Genomic DNA, 15,808 nt, shown 5'->3' with positions numbered 1-15,808 from the left:
TGACCTTCGTTCACGGGTAGTGCCGGCCGCTGGCCGGCATTTCCGGGAACCTGGGGAACGTGCAGTTGCCGGCCAGCGGCCGGCACTACCCCTTACGCTTCGCGCAGCATGGCCAGGGCGGCCAGCACGGCATCGACCTCGGCGTCCAGCTTGAACAGATCGCTCTGCAGCTGGTCGCCCTGCTCAGCCTGCTTCAATACGGCGATCAGCTGGCCGGCATCGCGCGGCGAATCGAAACCTTCGCTCTGGATCAGCAGCGTGCCGTCACCGGCGGTCAGCTTGAAGTAGAAGCGGCCATCCTTTTCGCGGTACTGCTTGAACAGCGGCGGTGCCACGCGGGCCACGCCGGCGTCCTCGCTGGCGATGTCGCCCGCGCTGGACAGGTCACGCAGACCCACCGCATGGCGCAGCTCGTCCAGCAGCGGGGCCGCCAGCTGCTCGCGCAGCTGCTGGCCACGGCGCTTGAGCAGCGCTTCAATCTTCTCCGGCTCGGCCATCAGCGCGTTGTAGCGCTCGCGCAGCGGCGACAGCTCGCTGTCGATGCGCTCGAAAAGCTGCTGCTTGGCATCGCCCCAGCTGATGCCGGCAGCGAACGCCTTGGCGAATTCCGCGGTCTGTTCCGGGGTGGCGAACGCCTGGTACATCTGGAACAGCGCCGAGCCCTCGGTGTCCTTCGGCTCGCCCGGTGCGCGCGAGTCGGTCAGGATCGAGAACACCAGCTTCTTCAGCTCTTCGCGCGGCACGAACAGCGGAATGGTGTTGTGGTAGCTCTTGCTCATCTTGCGGCCGTCGAGGCCGGCCAACGTCGCCACCTGCTCGTCGATCACCACGTCCGGCAGCGGGAAGTACTCCTTGCCGTACACGTGGTTGAAGCGCTGGGCGAAGTCACGCGCCATCTCGATGTGCTGGATCTGGTCACGGCCCACCGGTACCTGGTTGGCCTTGAAGATCAGGATGTCGGCCGCCATCAGCACCGGGTACATGAACAGGCCGGCGCTGACGCCTGCGTCCTCGTCCACGCCTTCCTCGCGGTTCTTGTCCACCGCCGCCTTGTAGGCATGCGCGCGGTTGAGGATGCCCTTGCTGGCAATCGCGGTCAGGAACCACATCAGCTCGGTGGTCTCGCGGATGTCGCTCTGGCGGTAGAACCACACGTGTTCCGGGTCCAGGCCGCAGGCCAGCCAGCTGGCCGCGATCTCCAGGGTCGCGCGCTGGGTGCGCTGCGGGTCCTGCGACTTGATCAGGCTGTGCAGATCGGCCAGGAAGAAGAAGCTCTCGATCCCCGGCGCGCGGCTGGCCGCGATGGCCGGACGGATGGCGCCAACGTAGTTGCCCAGGTGGGGCGTGCCGGAGGGGGTGATGCCGGTAAGGACTCGGGTCGTCATGACTGCGTGGGGTAACCTTCGATGAACGGGGCCAGTTTACCTTGCACGCCACCAACCCCGTCAGGGCCTGCGGCGCGTTCATTCACGCAACCCCGCTGGAGACGCCCGATGAAACGCCTGCTGCCCCTGCTGCTGATCCTGCCCCTGGCCGGCTTCCGTCCGGCTCCGATGCCGCCGCCGGTGTACGAGGGCGGCCCCGTGCGCATGGCCCTGGTCGACCGCGACCGCGGTACTGAACTGCGCGCCTACCCGGCCGACGGCCAGCGCTGGGTGGCCGGCGAACGCGGCCACCGCTACGCCGTGCGCCTGTACAACGACAGCCCGCGCCGGGTGCTGGTGGTGCTGTCGGTGGACGGCGTCAATGCCATCTCCGGCGAGGATGCCGATCCCTCGCAGACCGGCTACGTGCTCAACCCCGGCCAGCGCGCCGACATCACCGGCTGGCGCAAGAGCCAGGACGAAGTGGCGCAGTTCGTGTTCAGCAGCCCCAGCGGCAGCTATGCCAGCCGCACCGGCCGCCCAGACAATATCGGCGTGGTGGGCGTGGCGGTGTTCGAGGAAGCGCGACGCTGGTACCCGCAGCCGATCCTGCGCCGTGGCCTGCCAGCACCGGCCCCGGCGGCCGAAGCAGCGGCCGATGCCAGCGCCAGCAACAGCCGCATCGAGGGCTACGCCAGCAAGTCGCAGTCGCCAGCGCTGGGCACCGGCCACGGTGCACGCGAGCAGTCTTCGGTGCGCGATACCGACTTCGAACGCGCCAGCCGCAGCCCGGCGCAGGTCCTGCAGCTGCGCTACGACAGCGCCCGCAACCTGCGCGCACGCGGCATCCTGGTGGACTCCCCCTCCCGCCTACCGCGCGAACCGCAGGCGTTCCCCAACCGCTACGTGCCGGACCCGCCGGCGCGTTGATCGCCCCCTGCAGACAACACAACGCCCGCAACCTCACGGTGCGGGCGTCGTGTTATGGGGGAAACCGAAGCGCTTACTTGTAGTCCGGGTAGTCCTTGCTCACGCTGTCCTGGAACTCACGGACTTCCTTCTCAGCGCGGTCCTTGGCCCAGCCATAACGTTCCTGCAGGCGACCGGCCAGATACTCGGCATTGCCCTCGGCCACATCGAAATCGTCGTTGGTCAGATCGCCCCACTTGGCCTGGGCCTTGCCCTTCAGCTGCGACCACTTGCCGGAAATGATGTCTTTGTTCATTGCTGGGAATCCTTGGTTGCAACGGCGTTCTTACCGTGGCTCCAGCTTCGCGCAGTGGCCGTTGAAGACCGGTCAACCTGCAATGAAATACATGCTCACCTGCTTGAATGGTTCACTCCGCTTCGACAGCACGCAGCGAATAGCGCGCACAAAAAAAGGCCGGGGATGTCCCCGGCCTTTTTTCTTTTCGCTGCGTGCCGGTCTTACCGGCCCTTGGCGGTGTCCTCAACCTTCTCACCAGCCTTCTGCACGTCCTTGCCGGCACCGGCAATGGTGTTGCAACCGGCCAGCAGGGCCACCGAGAACATCGACAACAGCATCAGGGCAACTACGCGCTTCATGGGCTTCTCCTTGGGTTTGCCGCTACACCGCTTCATTCGCGGATGGGATTGTTTCGCTCGGCGGGAGAAGGCCAACACCCACCACCGCCGCGTGAAGTGCAATCTGGCGGCAGTGGCGTGGAGCGCGTGTGAACGGATCACAGATTCGTTCAGGCGGCGCCGTCAATCGCGCATCAGCGTGGACTTGCCGAACAGGCTTTCGACCAGGTCCACGGCCAGTTCGGCAGTGGCATTCTGCTTGTCCAACAAGGGGTTGAGCTCGACGATGTCCAGCGAACCCATGCGCCCGGTGTCGGCGATCATTTCCATCACCAGCTGCGCCTCACGGTAGTTCACCCCGCCCGGCACGGTGGTGCCCACGCCCGGTGCGATGCTCGGGTCGAGGAAGTCGACATCGAAGCTGACATGCAGATGGGTGTTCTCGTCGATGCCGGCCAAGGCGGCTTCCACGGTGCGCTTCATGCCGTTCTCGTCGATGTAGCGCATGTCATAGACATCCACCTTGTGGGTCTTGATCAGGCGCTTCTCTTCCGGGTCCACCGAGCGGATGCCGATCTGGTGCATCTGCGCCGGGGTGATCGCCGGCACGGTGCCACCGAGGCGGGTCAACGCATCCGGGCCGAGGCCGCACAGGCAGGCCACCGGCATGCCGTGGATGTTGCCCGACGGGGTCACGTCGCTGGTGTTGAAATCCGAATGGGCATCCAGCCACAGCACGCGCAGGGTCTTGCCCTGTTCGCGGCACCAGCGCGCCACCGCAGTGATCGAACCGATGCCCAGGCAATGGTCGCCACCGAGCATGATCGGCATGCGGCCGGCCTGCAGTTCGGCGTAGCTGGCTTCCATCAGCGCATGGTTCCACGCCACCACTTCATCCAGATGGCGGTAGCCTTCCACCGGCGCGGTCCACGGGTTGCGCGGGCCATCCAGGTTGCCCAGGTCGCGCACGTCCACGCCGCGCGCCTCCAGCGCCTCCGGCAGGCCCGCCACGCGCAGTGCTTCCGGCCCCAGCCGGGCACCACGATGGCCCGCACCCACATCGGTGGGAACGCCAATCAGGGATACGGAAATGGGATGGGCCATGGGTGCCTCCTGCGGTGGGGAAAAAGAAGCACAGTCTAGCCAGAGCGGTGTGACACCACTCGCGGCGGTGCAGCAGGGCGATCACATGGCATGATGCCGCGCGGACCCGACCGTCCTTCATGGAAGATTGCGATGTCGCCCTTCATCAATACCGCTTGGCCGCAATACAGAACAGTGGGATCCCCAACGTACAGGTTCAGCGCGTCACTACCCCGGCTATCGAATCAGGCAGACCCGCTCCTGGGATGAGCACACCCTATCCAAACCTGAAACCTGTTCTCGTTGAGCTGCAGCTGGACGAAGTAGATTCGCGCGGCGGCGCTGTTGCAGAGATGATCGACTCCACCGCGCGCCCCATGGCGCTTTCGATAAGCCCCGAACTCATGTGGTAGAGCTTCGTGCTGAATGACCGTGCCATCACCCGGATCACGCCTGGCACGCGGGCACAGTGCGCGATCTCATTCGTCAACCATGACGGTGCGAAAGAGGTATTCCCCTGTGGCACGTTGGCCGCCTTCGGAGACGGATCGTCGACCAAGGGGTTGATCCGCATCATCCGGTTTGATTGAGCCTGTTCGCGCCTGACGTCTTGAGCTGGCAACGGTTGACAAGCAATGCATCGATGCGCCGCGTGACACACGAGCTGCTTCGAACCAGAATGGCCCAACGACTCCTCCTTTGCTGCGTCATTGAATTGACTCACCTGCTCGGGACGAAAAACCGCCGAAAGGCGGTTTTTCATGTTCGTTCCACCGCCTTTGCGACCGGCGTTGTGCCGACGCATCAAGATCGGCGCATGTGCTTATGCTGCGCTGGCATGCAGGCGAACACCCAAGGCGCGGGTCACTTTGAGGATGGTCGCAAAATCAGGGCTGCGCTCGCCCGACAGTGCGCGATACAGACTCTCACGCGAGAGGCCCGCCGCTCGTGCGACCTTGCTCATCCCTTGAGCGCGCGCGATGTCGCCGAGCGCCTTGGCAATGAACGCAGAATCGCCATCGCTTTCTTCGATGCAGGCATCGAGATAGGCCGCCATCTCCTCCGGTGTGCGAAGGTGCTCGGCCACGTCAAATGCTTTGAGTTCAACTTTCTTCTTGATGACCATGATGGGACAGCTCCAGTACTTCGGTATTGAGTCGTTTCACCTGCAGCCCGTTCGACGCCTACAGGGCACGCGCAATCTCCCTGGCCTTCTCGATATCGCGTTGTTGTGAACCCTTGTCGCCGCCAGCCAGCAGAATCACCCACTGCCTGCCGCGCTGGGTGTAGTACACGCGGTAACCCGGTCCCACATCGATGCGCAGTTCGGAAACGCCATCGGCCAGATAGCGGTGATCGCCCAGATGGCCTTCGCTGAGCCGACCGATGCGGGCCAGGATGCGAGCGCGCCCGGTTACGTCCTTGAGAGCGTCAATCCATGTCGCGAACTGACGGGTACGCTGGATCTTCATGGATGACTGTAGCCTACAGGCTACACATTCTCAACCCTGCGGAACGCGCTCGGGGAAATGCACGGCGATGGATCACGCCCCGGATAGAAGATCAGCAGCGAAAGAAGGAAGGAGACGCGACAGGGAGCAGTGCTCGACCAACGTCCGTGCCGCGGCTGTGCGGGCACAACTACAGTTGCTTGATGGTGCCGCTTATCCGAATCGAACGGATGACCTACTGTTTACAAGACAGTTGCTCTACCAACTGAGCTAAAGCGGCATGGGTGGATCACCGGCGGCAGCGCCGCGGTCCGGGGATTCTAGCGCAACCGCGTGCATTCCAGCGACCGGCTCTGTGCCGCCCCGCTGCGCTGCTGGGCCTGAGCCGGCTGCGTGCCCGCCGCCAGCTGCCCTTCCAGCCACCACTGGCCGGCGTCGCCGCTGGCGACCAGGCGCGGCTGGAAGCCCGCGGCCTGCACCGCTGCCATGCGGCGCTCGGCGCCTTCGCGGTTGCGGTACTGGCCCAGCGCCACGGCGTTGATGTCCTCGCCCTGGCTGATGATGTAGTAGTCGCTCAGGCCGGCGGCGACGATGCGCTTCACCGTGGCCTGGGCTTCTTCGCGATTGGCGGCGGCCGGCAGCATCACCCGGAAACGTGCGCTGCCGCTGGCAGCAGGCTGTTCGCGCAGGCGCACTTGGCTGAGCACAGTACTGGCCTTGCCTTGCGCACTGGTCGCGGCGGCGCGGTCGGCGAACGGGCCCAGCGCGATGCAGCGCGGCGGCTCGGCAGCCACGGGCGGGGTTACGGGTTTTTCCGGCGCTGGGGCCGGTGCAGGCGGTGTTCCCGGCTTGGCAGCGGCAGCAACCGGCGTAGCCTCAGCCACCTGCGGCTTGGCGACCTCCGGCTGAGCCGGCGTAGCTGGTGCAGGCGTGGCAGCCACAGCCGTCTTCGCCGCCGGTTCGCGCTCCATCAACGGCGCGGTCGGGGCGGCAGCACTGGCTTCGGCAGCGGCAGTCGCATCCACACCTCCCGGCACCCAGCGCAACTCGGCCACGCCAGCCGGTTGCGGCGGCGGCGCGGGCGGTTGCGGTGCATCGCGCAGCAGCCACCAGCAGGCGACGCCAAGATTGAGGATGGCCAGTACGACGATCAGGGCACGGGTCAGCATGCGCGGATACTAGCCTGCGGGCTGGTGCACCGCCCAGCGGGCGAGGCCATCCAGCACCAGCGACGGGTGGTAATCGGCGCCGGGCAGCAACGGCATCAGCGCCGGTGCGCCACCACCGTGCACCAGCAGCGACGGTGCCACGCCCAGCAGCGCGTGCGCCTGCTGTGCACTGCGTTCGATCAGCGCCACGGCCGCGCCGTCGCAGCCGGAGGCCAGCGCGTCGGCAGTGTCGTTGGCGAACTCGCTGTAGTCACCACCGGTAGCGGGCAGCTGCACGGCACGGGCGTGCAGCGCTTCGCGCATGGTGGTGGGCGATGCGGAAATGCGCCCGCCGTGATGCTGGCCATTGGCGTCGAGCAGATCAATCGTCAGTGCGGTGCCCACGCCGACCACCAGCACCGGGCGCTGCGCCTTGGCCGCAGCCAGCAGGGCCAGGAAGCGGTCGACGCCGAATTTTTCCGGCTTGGCATAGGCAATGCGCACGCCCGCGCATTCGGCGCTGGTGCGCACGACATGCACGTGCTCGAAGCGGCGCTGCAGCTGGTCCAGCATGGCGCTGGTCAGCGAGGGTGCGGCCACGCTGGCCACGAACGCGGTGGTGCCGCTGGGCAGGCTGTGCGGCGGCTGTCCGGCCATGCCTTCGGCGCCGTGCGCCCAGGCCTGCACGTCGCCGGCGCGGTCACCCTGCAACGGCGCGAACTTGAAGCGCGAGTTGCCCAGGTCGAACAACCAATCGCTCATGCCGCCCTCACGCTGACTTCGCCGGCGTGCAGCAGGCGTTCCTGGCCATCGATGCGCACGCGCAGTGCGCCGTCGTCAGCCAAGCCAAGTGCGGTGCCGTGCTGCCACTGCCCGTCCAGTTCCACGCGCACTTCGCGGCCAGCCAGCATGTCGAATGCGGCGTAGCGCGGCAGGAACGGAGCGAGGCCTTCGCGATCGAATTCTTCCAGCGCCGGCAGCAGGCGCGTCAGCACGGCAGCAACGACCACGTTGCGGTCCACCGGCTTGCCGGCCAGCGTGTCCAGGTCCACCCACGGCTGGGTGATCTGTTCGGCGAACGACGGCGGCATGTGTGTGTTGATGCCGATGCCGATCACCGCGCGTGCCGGGCCGGCGTATTCGCCACCGCCCTCGGCCAGCAGGCCAACCAGCTTGCGACGGCCATCGACGATCAGGTCATTTGGCCACTTCAGCTGGGCCTGGGTGTAGCCCAGATCGTGCAGCGCTTCGGCCACGGCGATGCCCGCCACCAGGCTCAGCCCGGCGAGGCGGCCGAGGCCACCGGAGTACAGGCGCAGCACCGACAGGTAGATATGCGCGGCCAGCGGCGAGGCCCAGGCACGCCCACGACGGCCACGGCCACCGGTCTGGCGTTCGGCCAGCAGGACGCTGACCCCGCGCTGGGGCGCGCTGCAACGCAGCAATTCGGCGTTGGTCGAGTCCACCGTCCAGGCTACCTGCAGGTCGTGCAGCAGCGGCAGAACCCCGGCCGGCAGACCGGCACGGATCGCATCCGGGTCCAGCAGGTCGACCGGGCGGGTCAGGCCATAGCCTTCGCCAGCGCGGCCCTCGACATCCACACCGGCGGCCCTAAGCCCTTGAATACGCTTCCAAATAGCCGCCCGGGTCTGGCCCAGCTCACGGGCCAGGGCGTCGCCGGACAGGCGACCGGCAGCGAGTTTGGCCAGCAATTGGCGATCGTCCACGGCAGCTTCCACGAAGTCAGGAAGGAATTATGCGGGAAAGCCGCCAGCGACGCCCGCCACGCTGGGTTCCGCAGGGGCTTCCAACTGGGCGCCGGGTTCGGGCTAGAATCGGGAACTCACCCTCCCTTAACGTGGATGTCGTCAATGCGCCGTTATGCCCATTGCCTGATCCTGCTGATGATGCCCTTCGCGGCGTCTGCGACAGCAGCGCTGGACGACAGCCGCGGCGCCTGCGTGTCTTCCAACGGTGATGCCGCCTCGCAGCGCGCACCGACCGCAACCACCTCGGCAGCCACCACCAAGCCGGCACCGGTACGCCCGGCCGCCAGCAGCGCCACCAGCACCGGTGGCGGTGGCAGCGACGACGACGTGCTGCAGCGCATCCGCGCACCGAAGTGGCACAGCTACCTGCCGGGAATGTTCCGCTGATCAAGTCGTTGCTGCAGTGGCTGCGGCCTGCGCCGCGGCCGATCGACAATGCACTTTGGGATGACGCCTGCCGCCGCGCGGCCTGGCTGCACGGACTGGACGACGAACGCCGCGCACGCCTGCGCGTGCTGGCCACGCGCTTCCTGCATGAGAAGACCATCACGCCGATCGGCGAGCTGCAGCTGCAGGCCGGCGATGGCGTGCTGCTGGCGGCGCTGTGCTGCCTGCCGTTGCTGGAATTCGGCGAAGTGGGCCTGGAAGGCTGGTCGCAGCTGATCGTCTACCCCGATGCATTCCGCGTACACCGCAGCCACATGGATGCGGCGGGCGTACTGCATGAGTGGGATGACGAACTGATTGGCGAGTCGTGGGACAGCGGTCCGTTGATCCTGTCCTGGGCCGATGTGCAGGCCGACCTGGCGGCGCCGCACGAGGGCTACTGCGTGGCGGTGCACGAGATGGTGCACAAGCTGGATGCGCTGGATGGTGCGATGGACGGCACGCCGCCACTACCGCGCGAATGGCAGCGCGAGTGGGCAGCCACCTTCCAGCGCGCGTACGACGCCTTCTGCGTGCAGGTGGATGCCGGCGAGGAAACGTTGATTGATCCGTATGCGGCCGAGGCGCCGGAAGAGTTCTTCGCGGTGGCCAGCGAGTACCACTTCTCGGCCCCGGATCTGCTGCAGCAGGCGTTGCCGGAGGTGGCCGCGCAGCTGCGGCGGTTCTATGGCGAGCCGCCGAAGATGGTGGATTGATTCATTCGTTCGCCGGGCATGGCCCGGCGCTACCTTGGGTGCACGTCGACCGGTAGCGCCGGGCCATGCCCGGCGGATCAGGTTGCAAGAGGCTTACGGCCCCGGCGGCAGCTGCACTTCGAAGCGGGCGCCGCCGAGTTCACTGGAACGGCCCACGGTCAGCTCGCCGCGGTAGTCCTTGATCAGGTCCTGCACGATCGACAGGCCGATGCCGTGGCCCTGCACGCGCTCGTCGCCACGTACGCCACGCTGCAGCACCTTGCCGATGTCGTCCGGGGCGATGCCCGGGCCATCGTCGTCCACCGCCAGCAGCAGGCCGGCACGGCGTGCGTTCGGTGCCGGCAGCGGCTGCGCGGTCAGCAGCACGCGGCGGTTGGCCCACTTGAAGGCATTCTCCAGCAGGTTGCCCAGCAGTTCCTGCAGGTCACCCGGTTCGCCGTGGAAGCGCGCGGCCGGGTCGATATCGAATTCGCACAGCACGCCCTTCGAGGCGTAGACCTTCTCCAGGCCACGCACGATTTCCTCGGCGTTGGATTCAATCGGCAGCGGCGCGGAGAACAGCTTGTGACCCGACGACGCCGCACGTGCCAGCTGGTAGGAGACAAGGTTGTTCATGCGCTGCAGCTGCACGTCCAGTTCCTCGCGCAGCGCGCCGTCGCCCGCGCCGCTGTCCATCTGCGTGCGCAGCACCGCGATCGGTGTCTTCAGGCTGTGCGCGAGGTCGGCCAGGGTGTTGCGTTGGCGCTCGAGATTCTCGCGCTCGCTTTCAATGAAGGCGTTGATGCTGTCGGTCAGCGGTTCCAGCTCGCGCGGGTGGCGCTCGCTCATGCGCGCGGTCTCGCCACGCTGCACCTTGGTCAGCTCGGTGATCACGCGGCGCAGCGGGCGCAGGCTCCACTGCAGGATGACGGTCTGCAGCAACAGCAGGATCAGGCCGATGCCGCCCAGGTAGAACCACACCCGGCCACGGAACACACGCAGCTGCGCACCCAGCGCGCGTGAGTCTTCCATCACGTAGATGGTGTACGGGAACTCGGTGGCGGGATCGGCGTCGGCGTCCCACACCAGGCCCAGGCCATAGCGGTACACCGAGCCCTGGCTGCCGTCGATCTGGATCATCGGCAACGGGCCTTCGAACACTTCCTGGCGCGGCGCCAGCAGGCCGCCGCCGACGGTGGGCAGCATCGGGCCTTCGGCGGACATCGAATTGCCCTTGCCGTGCGGCATCACCACCTGCAGGTACAGGCCACTGCCGGGTACGTCGAAACGTGAATCCGGCGGCTGCTCGCGGATGTACAACGAGCGGTCGCGGGTGAAGTCGATGCCGGCCGCGTAGGCGGTGGCGTAGTTCTTCAGGCGCTCACGCAGGTTCGCCTTCGCCGTATCGGCGAAGGCGGCATCGAGCGCGTAACCGGCCAGTGCCAGGAACGCGACCAGGCCCACGGACGCGGCGAGCATCTGGCGCGCCTGCAGTGAGCGCGGCCGCCAGCGTCGGAAGAACCACAGACGGCCGGACATCATGGTATCGCCAGGGTGAGCCGGCTCAGCCCTCGTTGCGCGGAATCGCGAAACGGTAGCCGCGTCCGCGCACGGTCTCGATCGGCTTCAGCTCGCCATCCGGGTCCAGCTTCTTGCGCAGGCGGCCGATGAAGACCTCCAGCACGTTCGAGTCGCGGTCGAAGTCCTGCTGGTAGATGTGCTCGGTGAGGTCGGCCTTGGAGACCAGTTCACCGGCATGCATCATCAGGTACTCCAGCACCTTGTACTCGTAGCTGGTGAGGTCGACATTGCTGCCGGCCACACTGACGGTCTGGGCGGCGAGATCCAGCGCAACCGGGCCGCATTCCAGCGTCGGCTTGCTCCAGCCAGCGGCGCGGCGCAGCAGCGCATTGACGCGGGCCAGCAGCTCTTCGACGTGGAACGGCTTGACCAGGTAATCGTCGGCACCCTGCTTCAGGCCCTCGACCTTGTCCTGCCAGCTCGAACGCGCGGTCAGGATCAGCACCGGGAACTTCTTGCCTTCGTCCCGCAGGGCCTTGATCAGCTCCATGCCCGACATCTTGGGCAGGCCGAGGTCGATGATGCCGACATCGAACGGGACTTCGCGCCCCATGTAGAGGCCTTCCTCGCCGTCCTGCGCAGCATCGACGGCAAAGCCTTCGCGCTTGAGCCGGGCTGCCAGGGTCTCACGCAGCGGGGCTTCGTCTTCGACCAGAAGGATACGCATGAACTCTCCCTAGTGTCCTGGGTGTGGCCCGGAGGCCTGTGGGGTACGGGTTGATAGCGACGACTATCCCTGTTCAGGGGTTATCGCCGCGTAGTGATGACATATCCGACCGCGGCGTGCGCGGCTGTGAACGCGACGGCGCAGGGTCGTCCATGTAGCGGACCCGGCCCCGATCGTCCATGTACTTCACCCGGTTGATATCACGACCATCGAACGGCACGCGCTCGGCGCCGAGGATGTGGCCGCCGGTGGTGCGCTGCACGCGGCGCACGGCATCGGACAGCGAACGCTCGTCGCCACGGCCACCGCGCTCACCCCGCTCCATCATCTCCGCCCGCCCCTGGTCGCCGCGCGGCGGCTGTTGCGCCAGCGCCGAAGACAGCGGCGCAGCCGCCAGCACCACGCAGGTGGCCAGGGCAATGCGGCGATGGAAGGGAGCGGAAGACATCAGTGCGATCCTAGCCGAGCACGGCGATTCGTTCAAAAGTCGTAAATCCGGCGCCGGGTTCGAAACCCAGCGTTTTACAAATCTTTTGCAAATTCTTGGTTTACAGCGGTGAATCCGGTCTGAACTTTTCCGGCTTCAACTCCAAGTCGTTCAGCTAAGTGAACATTCGGGACGAATCGCCGCCCCTTGTCAAGTCAGGAATGTGACTGCGGTCACGCTACGGCGCGATCAGATGCACGTTCGGTGACCGCCAGCGCCTGCTCGATCAGGCGCCAATCGGCGCCCGGGCGGTGTGCGCCCTCGCTCAGCACCTGGCGGAATGCGCGGCCGCCGGCCTGGCCGTGGAACAGGCCAAGCACGTGGCGGGTGATGTGCTTCAGCGCCAGGCCTTCGCCCAGCCGCGCTTCCACATAGGGCCGCAGCGCGCGCAGCAGGTCGCCACGGGCCTGCAGCGGGGCGCCGGTATGCAACGCCTCCAGCTGATGCAGCAGATAGGGATCGTGGTAGGCCGCGCGGCCCAGCATCACGCCATCGACGTGCACGGCCTGCGCCTGCACCGCCTCGAGGCTGGCCAGGCCGCCATTGAGCACCACCGGCAGTGCCGGGCGCTCCTGCTTCAAGCGGTAGGCCCAGTCGTATTTGAGCGGGGGAACCTCGCGGTTCTCCTTCGGCGACAGGCCCTTCAGCCACGCGTTGCGCGCGTGCACCACCACCATCGCCGCACCGGCGGCGACCTGGCGGTCGACGAAGGCGGCGAACACGTCGTAGTCGTTGTCCTCGTCCACGCCCAGCCGGCACTTCACCGTCACCGGGATATCAACCGCATTGACCATGGCCGCCACGCACTCGGCCACCAGCGCCGGCTCGCGCATCAGGCAGGCGCCGAAGCGGCCGGCCTGCACACGATCAGACGGGCAGCCGCAGTTGAGGTTGACCTCGTCATAGCCCCACTCGGCAGCGATACGTGCGGCCTGCGCCAGCAGGGCCGGATCACTGCCACCCAACTGCAGCGCCAGCGGCTGCTCGCTGCGGTCGAAGCCGAGCAGGCGCTCGCGGTCGCCGTGGATGACCGCGTTGGCGTGCACCATCTCCGTGTACAGGCGCGCACCCGGCGCCAGCACGCGATGGAACACGCGGCAGTGGCGGTCCGTCCAGTCCATCATCGGGGCAACGGACAGGCGCAGGGAATCGGCGTAACGGGCGGTGGCGGACGTCATCGGGGTGTTGATCGTGGAGACTGGCATTGCCAGTGAGATCAATAGTTTACACCGGGCGGCTGAATGCGCCCGGTCAGCCGCGCGGCGAGCGCCGGTTGGGCCCGGCTCCGGCTGGCGGCCAGGGCGGCCAGGGCGGGCTGGGCGGCGGCGACAGCGGCTCGCAGTATTTTTGAGGGCTGGCGTCTGTTCTGCCCAGAGCACTGCCTAGGTGCTCCGCAGGTGCCATCCATAGTCGGTCTGCTGCCAGTGTGCGTCCTGACCATCTCCGGCCCATGCGAACGTCCATGTCTCGCTCCCGCGTCCGGGAAGATCGTTGGTGATGGCGATCTTCTCGCCGGGCGCACCACTGTGGGGAAGCACGAGGGGGTGGGCGTTCGCCGACAGATATGGATCCTTCCGCCGATCGCAACGATGTCGAACGGTCAGTATCCCTAGCGCCAGAGTTCTTCGATGGGCGTTTTCGCGTGAATCCAGCCATTGGGCAACTGCGATCGCCTCAGCACTCCCCACGCGATACAGCATGGTTCGTTCCACAGCGGCAGAGAGGCGATCCAACGCTGCCAATCCAGGCCACGTCGTCGAACCGAGCGCCAACGCAAAGGCCAGCAGGCACTTGAATGACAGCGAGGGCTTCGACTTCATCGATGCATCTTCCCCTGAAGAACGCAGAATCGCGCGCCTTCAACCTGCTTGGCTCTCGAGGCTTTAGCAATGAGAAGAGTTGCAATTTGTCCCACCATGCCGCGCTCGCCGGGCATGGCCCGGCGCTACCAGCATGCCGTACGCGATCAATGCCGCCCGCGCGCACCACCCACCTGTTCGATCAACGTCTGGCTGGCCGCATTGAGCCCCACCACCGTCACCTCCGCACCATGCGCGGCCAGCTTTTCCTGCGCCCGCTCCAGCGCGGCCACGGCAGTCAGGTCCCACAGGTGCGCATCGCGCAGATCAATCAGCACCTTCGGCGCCACGTGCTGGTAATCGAACGCCGCACCCAGCTGCCCTGCCGAGGCAAAGAACACCTGCCCGCGCACGCGGTAGACCTGCGTATCACCGGCATCGTCGCGCTGCACATCCAGCATGCGACCAACCTTTCGCGCGAAGAACAGGGCCGATAGCAGCACACCGCTGAGCACGCCCTTGGCCAGGTCGTGGGTGGCTACGGTGACCACCACGGTCAGCAGCATCACTGCTGACGAACTGCGCGGATGCGTGCGCAGGTCGCGCAGCGAGCGCCAGCTGAAGGTGCCAATGCTGACCATGATCATCACCGCCACCAGCGCCGCCATCGGGATCTGCCGCACCAGTTCGCTGCCGTACACCACCAGTATCAGCAGGAACACGCCGGCCACCAGGCAGGACAGGCGGCCGCGGCCACCGGAGGTCACGTTGATCACCGACTGGCCGATCATCGCGCAGCCGGCCATGCCGCCGAGGAAGCCGGTGACCGTATTCGCCACGCCCTGGCCGACGCATTCGCGGTTGCGCTCGCTGGGCGTTTCGGTGATGTCCTCGACGATCTGCAAGGTCATCATCGATTCAAGCAGGCCGACCACGGCCAGTGTGGCCGACACCGGCAGCAGAATGCGCAGCGTCTCCCAGGTGAGCGGCACATCGGGCAGCAGGAAATGCGGCAGGCTGTCGGGCAGCTGGCCCATGTCGCCGACGCTGCGTACGTCTACGCCGAAGCCGATCACCACGGCGGTCAGCACCACAATGGCCACCAGTGGCGACGGCACCGCGCGGGTAATGCGCGGCAGCAGGTAGATGATCGCCAGCGCGGCGGCGCACAGCACGTAGACCGTAGGGCCGCGACCGATCAGCTCGGGCATCTGTGCCAGGAAGATCAGGATCGCCAGCGCGTTGACGAAACCGGTGATGACCGAGCGCGAGACGAAGCGCATCAACGAGCCGAGCTTGAACACACCGGCCAGCACCTGCAGCAGGCCGGCCAGGATGCTGGCGGCGAACAGGTACTGCAGGCCGTGGTCCTTGACCAGGTCGACCATCACCAGCGCCATCGCACCGGTGGCTGCGGAGATCATGCCGGGGCGGCCGCCAGCGATGGCGGTGATGACGGCAATCGAGAACGCGGCGTACAGGCCGACCTTGGGGTCGACGCCGGCGATGAGCGAGAACGCGATGGCCTCGGGAATCAGGGCCAGGGCGACGACGATGCCGGACAGCAGGTCGCCACGGATGTTGCCAAGCCATTGCTGGCGCAGGGGGTAGGACGTTTGCATGGGAAAGCTCCGCGCGCAGGCGGGCGTGGCCGCATGGCGCTGCAGTGGAAAGACACGGGTTCCTGAGCCGGGAAGGCCGGCTGCCGATGTGCGGCAAGGGTCAGGGTGGCGTGATCACTGCAGGCGGACGTCGGTACGTGGGAGGCGCGCAGTCTACGGGAAGCGGCCCTA

19 protein-coding genes and 1 tRNA gene are annotated in these 15,808 nt (G+C 66.6%); 3 read left to right on the top strand and 17 right to left on the bottom strand.

Annotation, left to right across the window (positions count from 1 at the left end; all coding sequences use genetic code 11):
- Window positions 1–92 precede the first annotated feature (92 nt).
- The gene (locus AC0Z6F_RS11695) at window positions 93–1,385 is read right to left on the bottom strand and encodes a tryptophan--tRNA ligase (RefSeq protein ID WP_004137142.1); all 1,293 of its coding nucleotides are present in this window, start codon (window positions 1,383–1,385) and stop codon (window positions 93–95) included.
- A 108-nt stretch (window positions 1,386–1,493) separates the two neighbouring features.
- On the opposite strand from AC0Z6F_RS11695, the gene AC0Z6F_RS11690 reads away from it, so the two are divergent.
- A complete protein-coding gene (locus AC0Z6F_RS11690; protein WP_012509781.1) occupies window positions 1,494–2,294 on the top strand; it encodes a hypothetical protein in 801 nt (266 codons plus the stop codon).
- 73 nt (window positions 2,295–2,367) lie between these two features.
- Here AC0Z6F_RS11690 and AC0Z6F_RS11685 read toward each other — a convergent pair whose 3' ends face one another.
- The 10 genes from AC0Z6F_RS11685 to birA all read right to left on the bottom strand — a co-directional run bounded on the left by AC0Z6F_RS11685 (window position 2,368) and on the right by birA (window position 8,318).
- Window positions 2,368–2,589: a CsbD family protein gene (locus tag AC0Z6F_RS11685; RefSeq protein WP_004137109.1), complete on the bottom strand. Its 222-nt coding sequence runs from the start codon at window positions 2,587–2,589 to the stop codon at window positions 2,368–2,370.
- Between the two features lie 203 nt (window positions 2,590–2,792).
- Complete coding sequence (locus tag AC0Z6F_RS11680; protein WP_008266021.1) at window positions 2,793–2,930, bottom strand: entericidin A/B family lipoprotein; 138 nt, start codon at window positions 2,928–2,930, stop codon at window positions 2,793–2,795.
- Between the two features lie 162 nt (window positions 2,931–3,092).
- Window positions 3,093–4,013 carry an arginase gene (rocF, locus tag AC0Z6F_RS11675; protein WP_004137058.1) on the bottom strand — a complete coding sequence of 307 codons (921 nt, stop codon included), beginning with the start codon at window positions 4,011–4,013 and terminating at the stop codon, window positions 3,093–3,095.
- Window positions 4,014–4,269: 256 nt separating this feature from the next.
- Window positions 4,270–4,755 (bottom strand): hypothetical protein, encoded by a 486-nt coding sequence (locus AC0Z6F_RS11670; protein ID WP_157628455.1) that lies wholly within the window; start codon window positions 4,753–4,755, stop codon window positions 4,270–4,272.
- A gap of 60 nt (window positions 4,756–4,815) precedes the next feature.
- Window positions 4,816–5,118 carry an addiction module antidote protein gene (locus AC0Z6F_RS11665; RefSeq protein ID WP_012509780.1) on the bottom strand — a complete coding sequence of 101 codons (303 nt, stop codon included), beginning with the start codon at window positions 5,116–5,118 and terminating at the stop codon, window positions 4,816–4,818.
- A gap of 58 nt (window positions 5,119–5,176) precedes the next feature.
- The gene (locus AC0Z6F_RS11660; protein WP_012509779.1) at window positions 5,177–5,464 is read right to left on the bottom strand and encodes a type II toxin-antitoxin system RelE/ParE family toxin; all 288 of its coding nucleotides are present in this window, start codon (window positions 5,462–5,464) and stop codon (window positions 5,177–5,179) included.
- Between the two features lie 183 nt (window positions 5,465–5,647).
- A tRNA-Thr gene (locus tag AC0Z6F_RS11655) sits at window positions 5,648–5,723 on the bottom strand.
- 40 nt (window positions 5,724–5,763) lie between these two features.
- Window positions 5,764–6,612, bottom strand: coding sequence for an SPOR domain-containing protein (locus AC0Z6F_RS11650; protein WP_012509778.1), 849 nt, complete (start codon window positions 6,610–6,612; stop codon window positions 5,764–5,766).
- 9 nt (window positions 6,613–6,621) lie between these two features.
- On the bottom strand, window positions 6,622–7,353 hold the full coding sequence (locus tag AC0Z6F_RS11645) for a type III pantothenate kinase (protein ID WP_012509777.1): 732 nt from the start codon (window positions 7,351–7,353) through the stop codon (window positions 6,622–6,624).
- Window positions 7,350–8,318, bottom strand: coding sequence for a bifunctional biotin--[acetyl-CoA-carboxylase] ligase/biotin operon repressor BirA (gene birA / locus AC0Z6F_RS11640; RefSeq protein ID WP_012509776.1), 969 nt, complete (start codon window positions 8,316–8,318; stop codon window positions 7,350–7,352). Before birA ends, AC0Z6F_RS11645 begins: the two co-directional genes overlap by 4 nt.
- 144 nt (window positions 8,319–8,462) lie before the next feature.
- Here birA and AC0Z6F_RS11635 point away from each other — a divergent pair, with 144 nt between their 5' ends.
- Both AC0Z6F_RS11635 and AC0Z6F_RS11630 read left to right on the top strand, forming a co-directional pair.
- Window positions 8,463–8,747, top strand: a complete 285-nt coding sequence (locus AC0Z6F_RS11635) for a hypothetical protein (RefSeq protein ID WP_012509775.1) — start codon at window positions 8,463–8,465, stop codon at window positions 8,745–8,747.
- Window positions 8,714–9,502, top strand: a complete 789-nt coding sequence (locus AC0Z6F_RS11630; protein ID WP_012509774.1) for a M90 family metallopeptidase — start codon at window positions 8,714–8,716, stop codon at window positions 9,500–9,502. The genes AC0Z6F_RS11635 and AC0Z6F_RS11630 overlap by 34 nt, the downstream gene beginning before the upstream one ends.
- Before the next feature lie 93 nt (window positions 9,503–9,595).
- On the opposite strand, the gene AC0Z6F_RS11625 is transcribed toward AC0Z6F_RS11630, so the two are convergent.
- From AC0Z6F_RS11625 to AC0Z6F_RS11600, 6 genes are all read right to left on the bottom strand, one after another.
- Window positions 9,596–11,020, bottom strand: coding sequence for an ATP-binding protein (locus AC0Z6F_RS11625; RefSeq protein WP_041864616.1), 1,425 nt, complete (start codon window positions 11,018–11,020; stop codon window positions 9,596–9,598).
- A gap of 25 nt (window positions 11,021–11,045) precedes the next feature.
- Entirely contained in the window at window positions 11,046–11,729 is a 684-nt protein-coding gene (locus tag AC0Z6F_RS11620; protein WP_004136763.1) for a response regulator transcription factor, read from the bottom strand.
- A gap of 73 nt (window positions 11,730–11,802) precedes the next feature.
- Window positions 11,803–12,177 carry a hypothetical protein gene (locus AC0Z6F_RS11615; RefSeq protein WP_005407693.1) on the bottom strand — a complete coding sequence of 125 codons (375 nt, stop codon included), beginning with the start codon at window positions 12,175–12,177 and terminating at the stop codon, window positions 11,803–11,805.
- A gap of 212 nt (window positions 12,178–12,389) precedes the next feature.
- On the bottom strand, window positions 12,390–13,421 hold the full coding sequence (dusA, locus tag AC0Z6F_RS11610; RefSeq protein WP_012509772.1) for a tRNA dihydrouridine(20/20a) synthase DusA: 1,032 nt from the start codon (window positions 13,419–13,421) through the stop codon (window positions 12,390–12,392).
- Between the two features lie 177 nt (window positions 13,422–13,598).
- Window positions 13,599–14,036 (bottom strand): hypothetical protein, encoded by a 438-nt coding sequence (locus AC0Z6F_RS11605; RefSeq protein ID WP_157628454.1) that lies wholly within the window; start codon window positions 14,034–14,036, stop codon window positions 13,599–13,601.
- A gap of 146 nt (window positions 14,037–14,182) precedes the next feature.
- Window positions 14,183–15,637, bottom strand: coding sequence for a SulP family inorganic anion transporter (locus tag AC0Z6F_RS11600; RefSeq protein WP_012509771.1), 1,455 nt, complete (start codon window positions 15,635–15,637; stop codon window positions 14,183–14,185).
- Window positions 15,638–15,808: the final 171 nt, after the last annotated feature.

The sequence above is a fragment of the Stenotrophomonas sp. 1L-E-5-B-C3 genome, from assembly GCF_057292075.1.
This window is presented reverse-complemented; position numbering and strand designations above follow the sequence as displayed.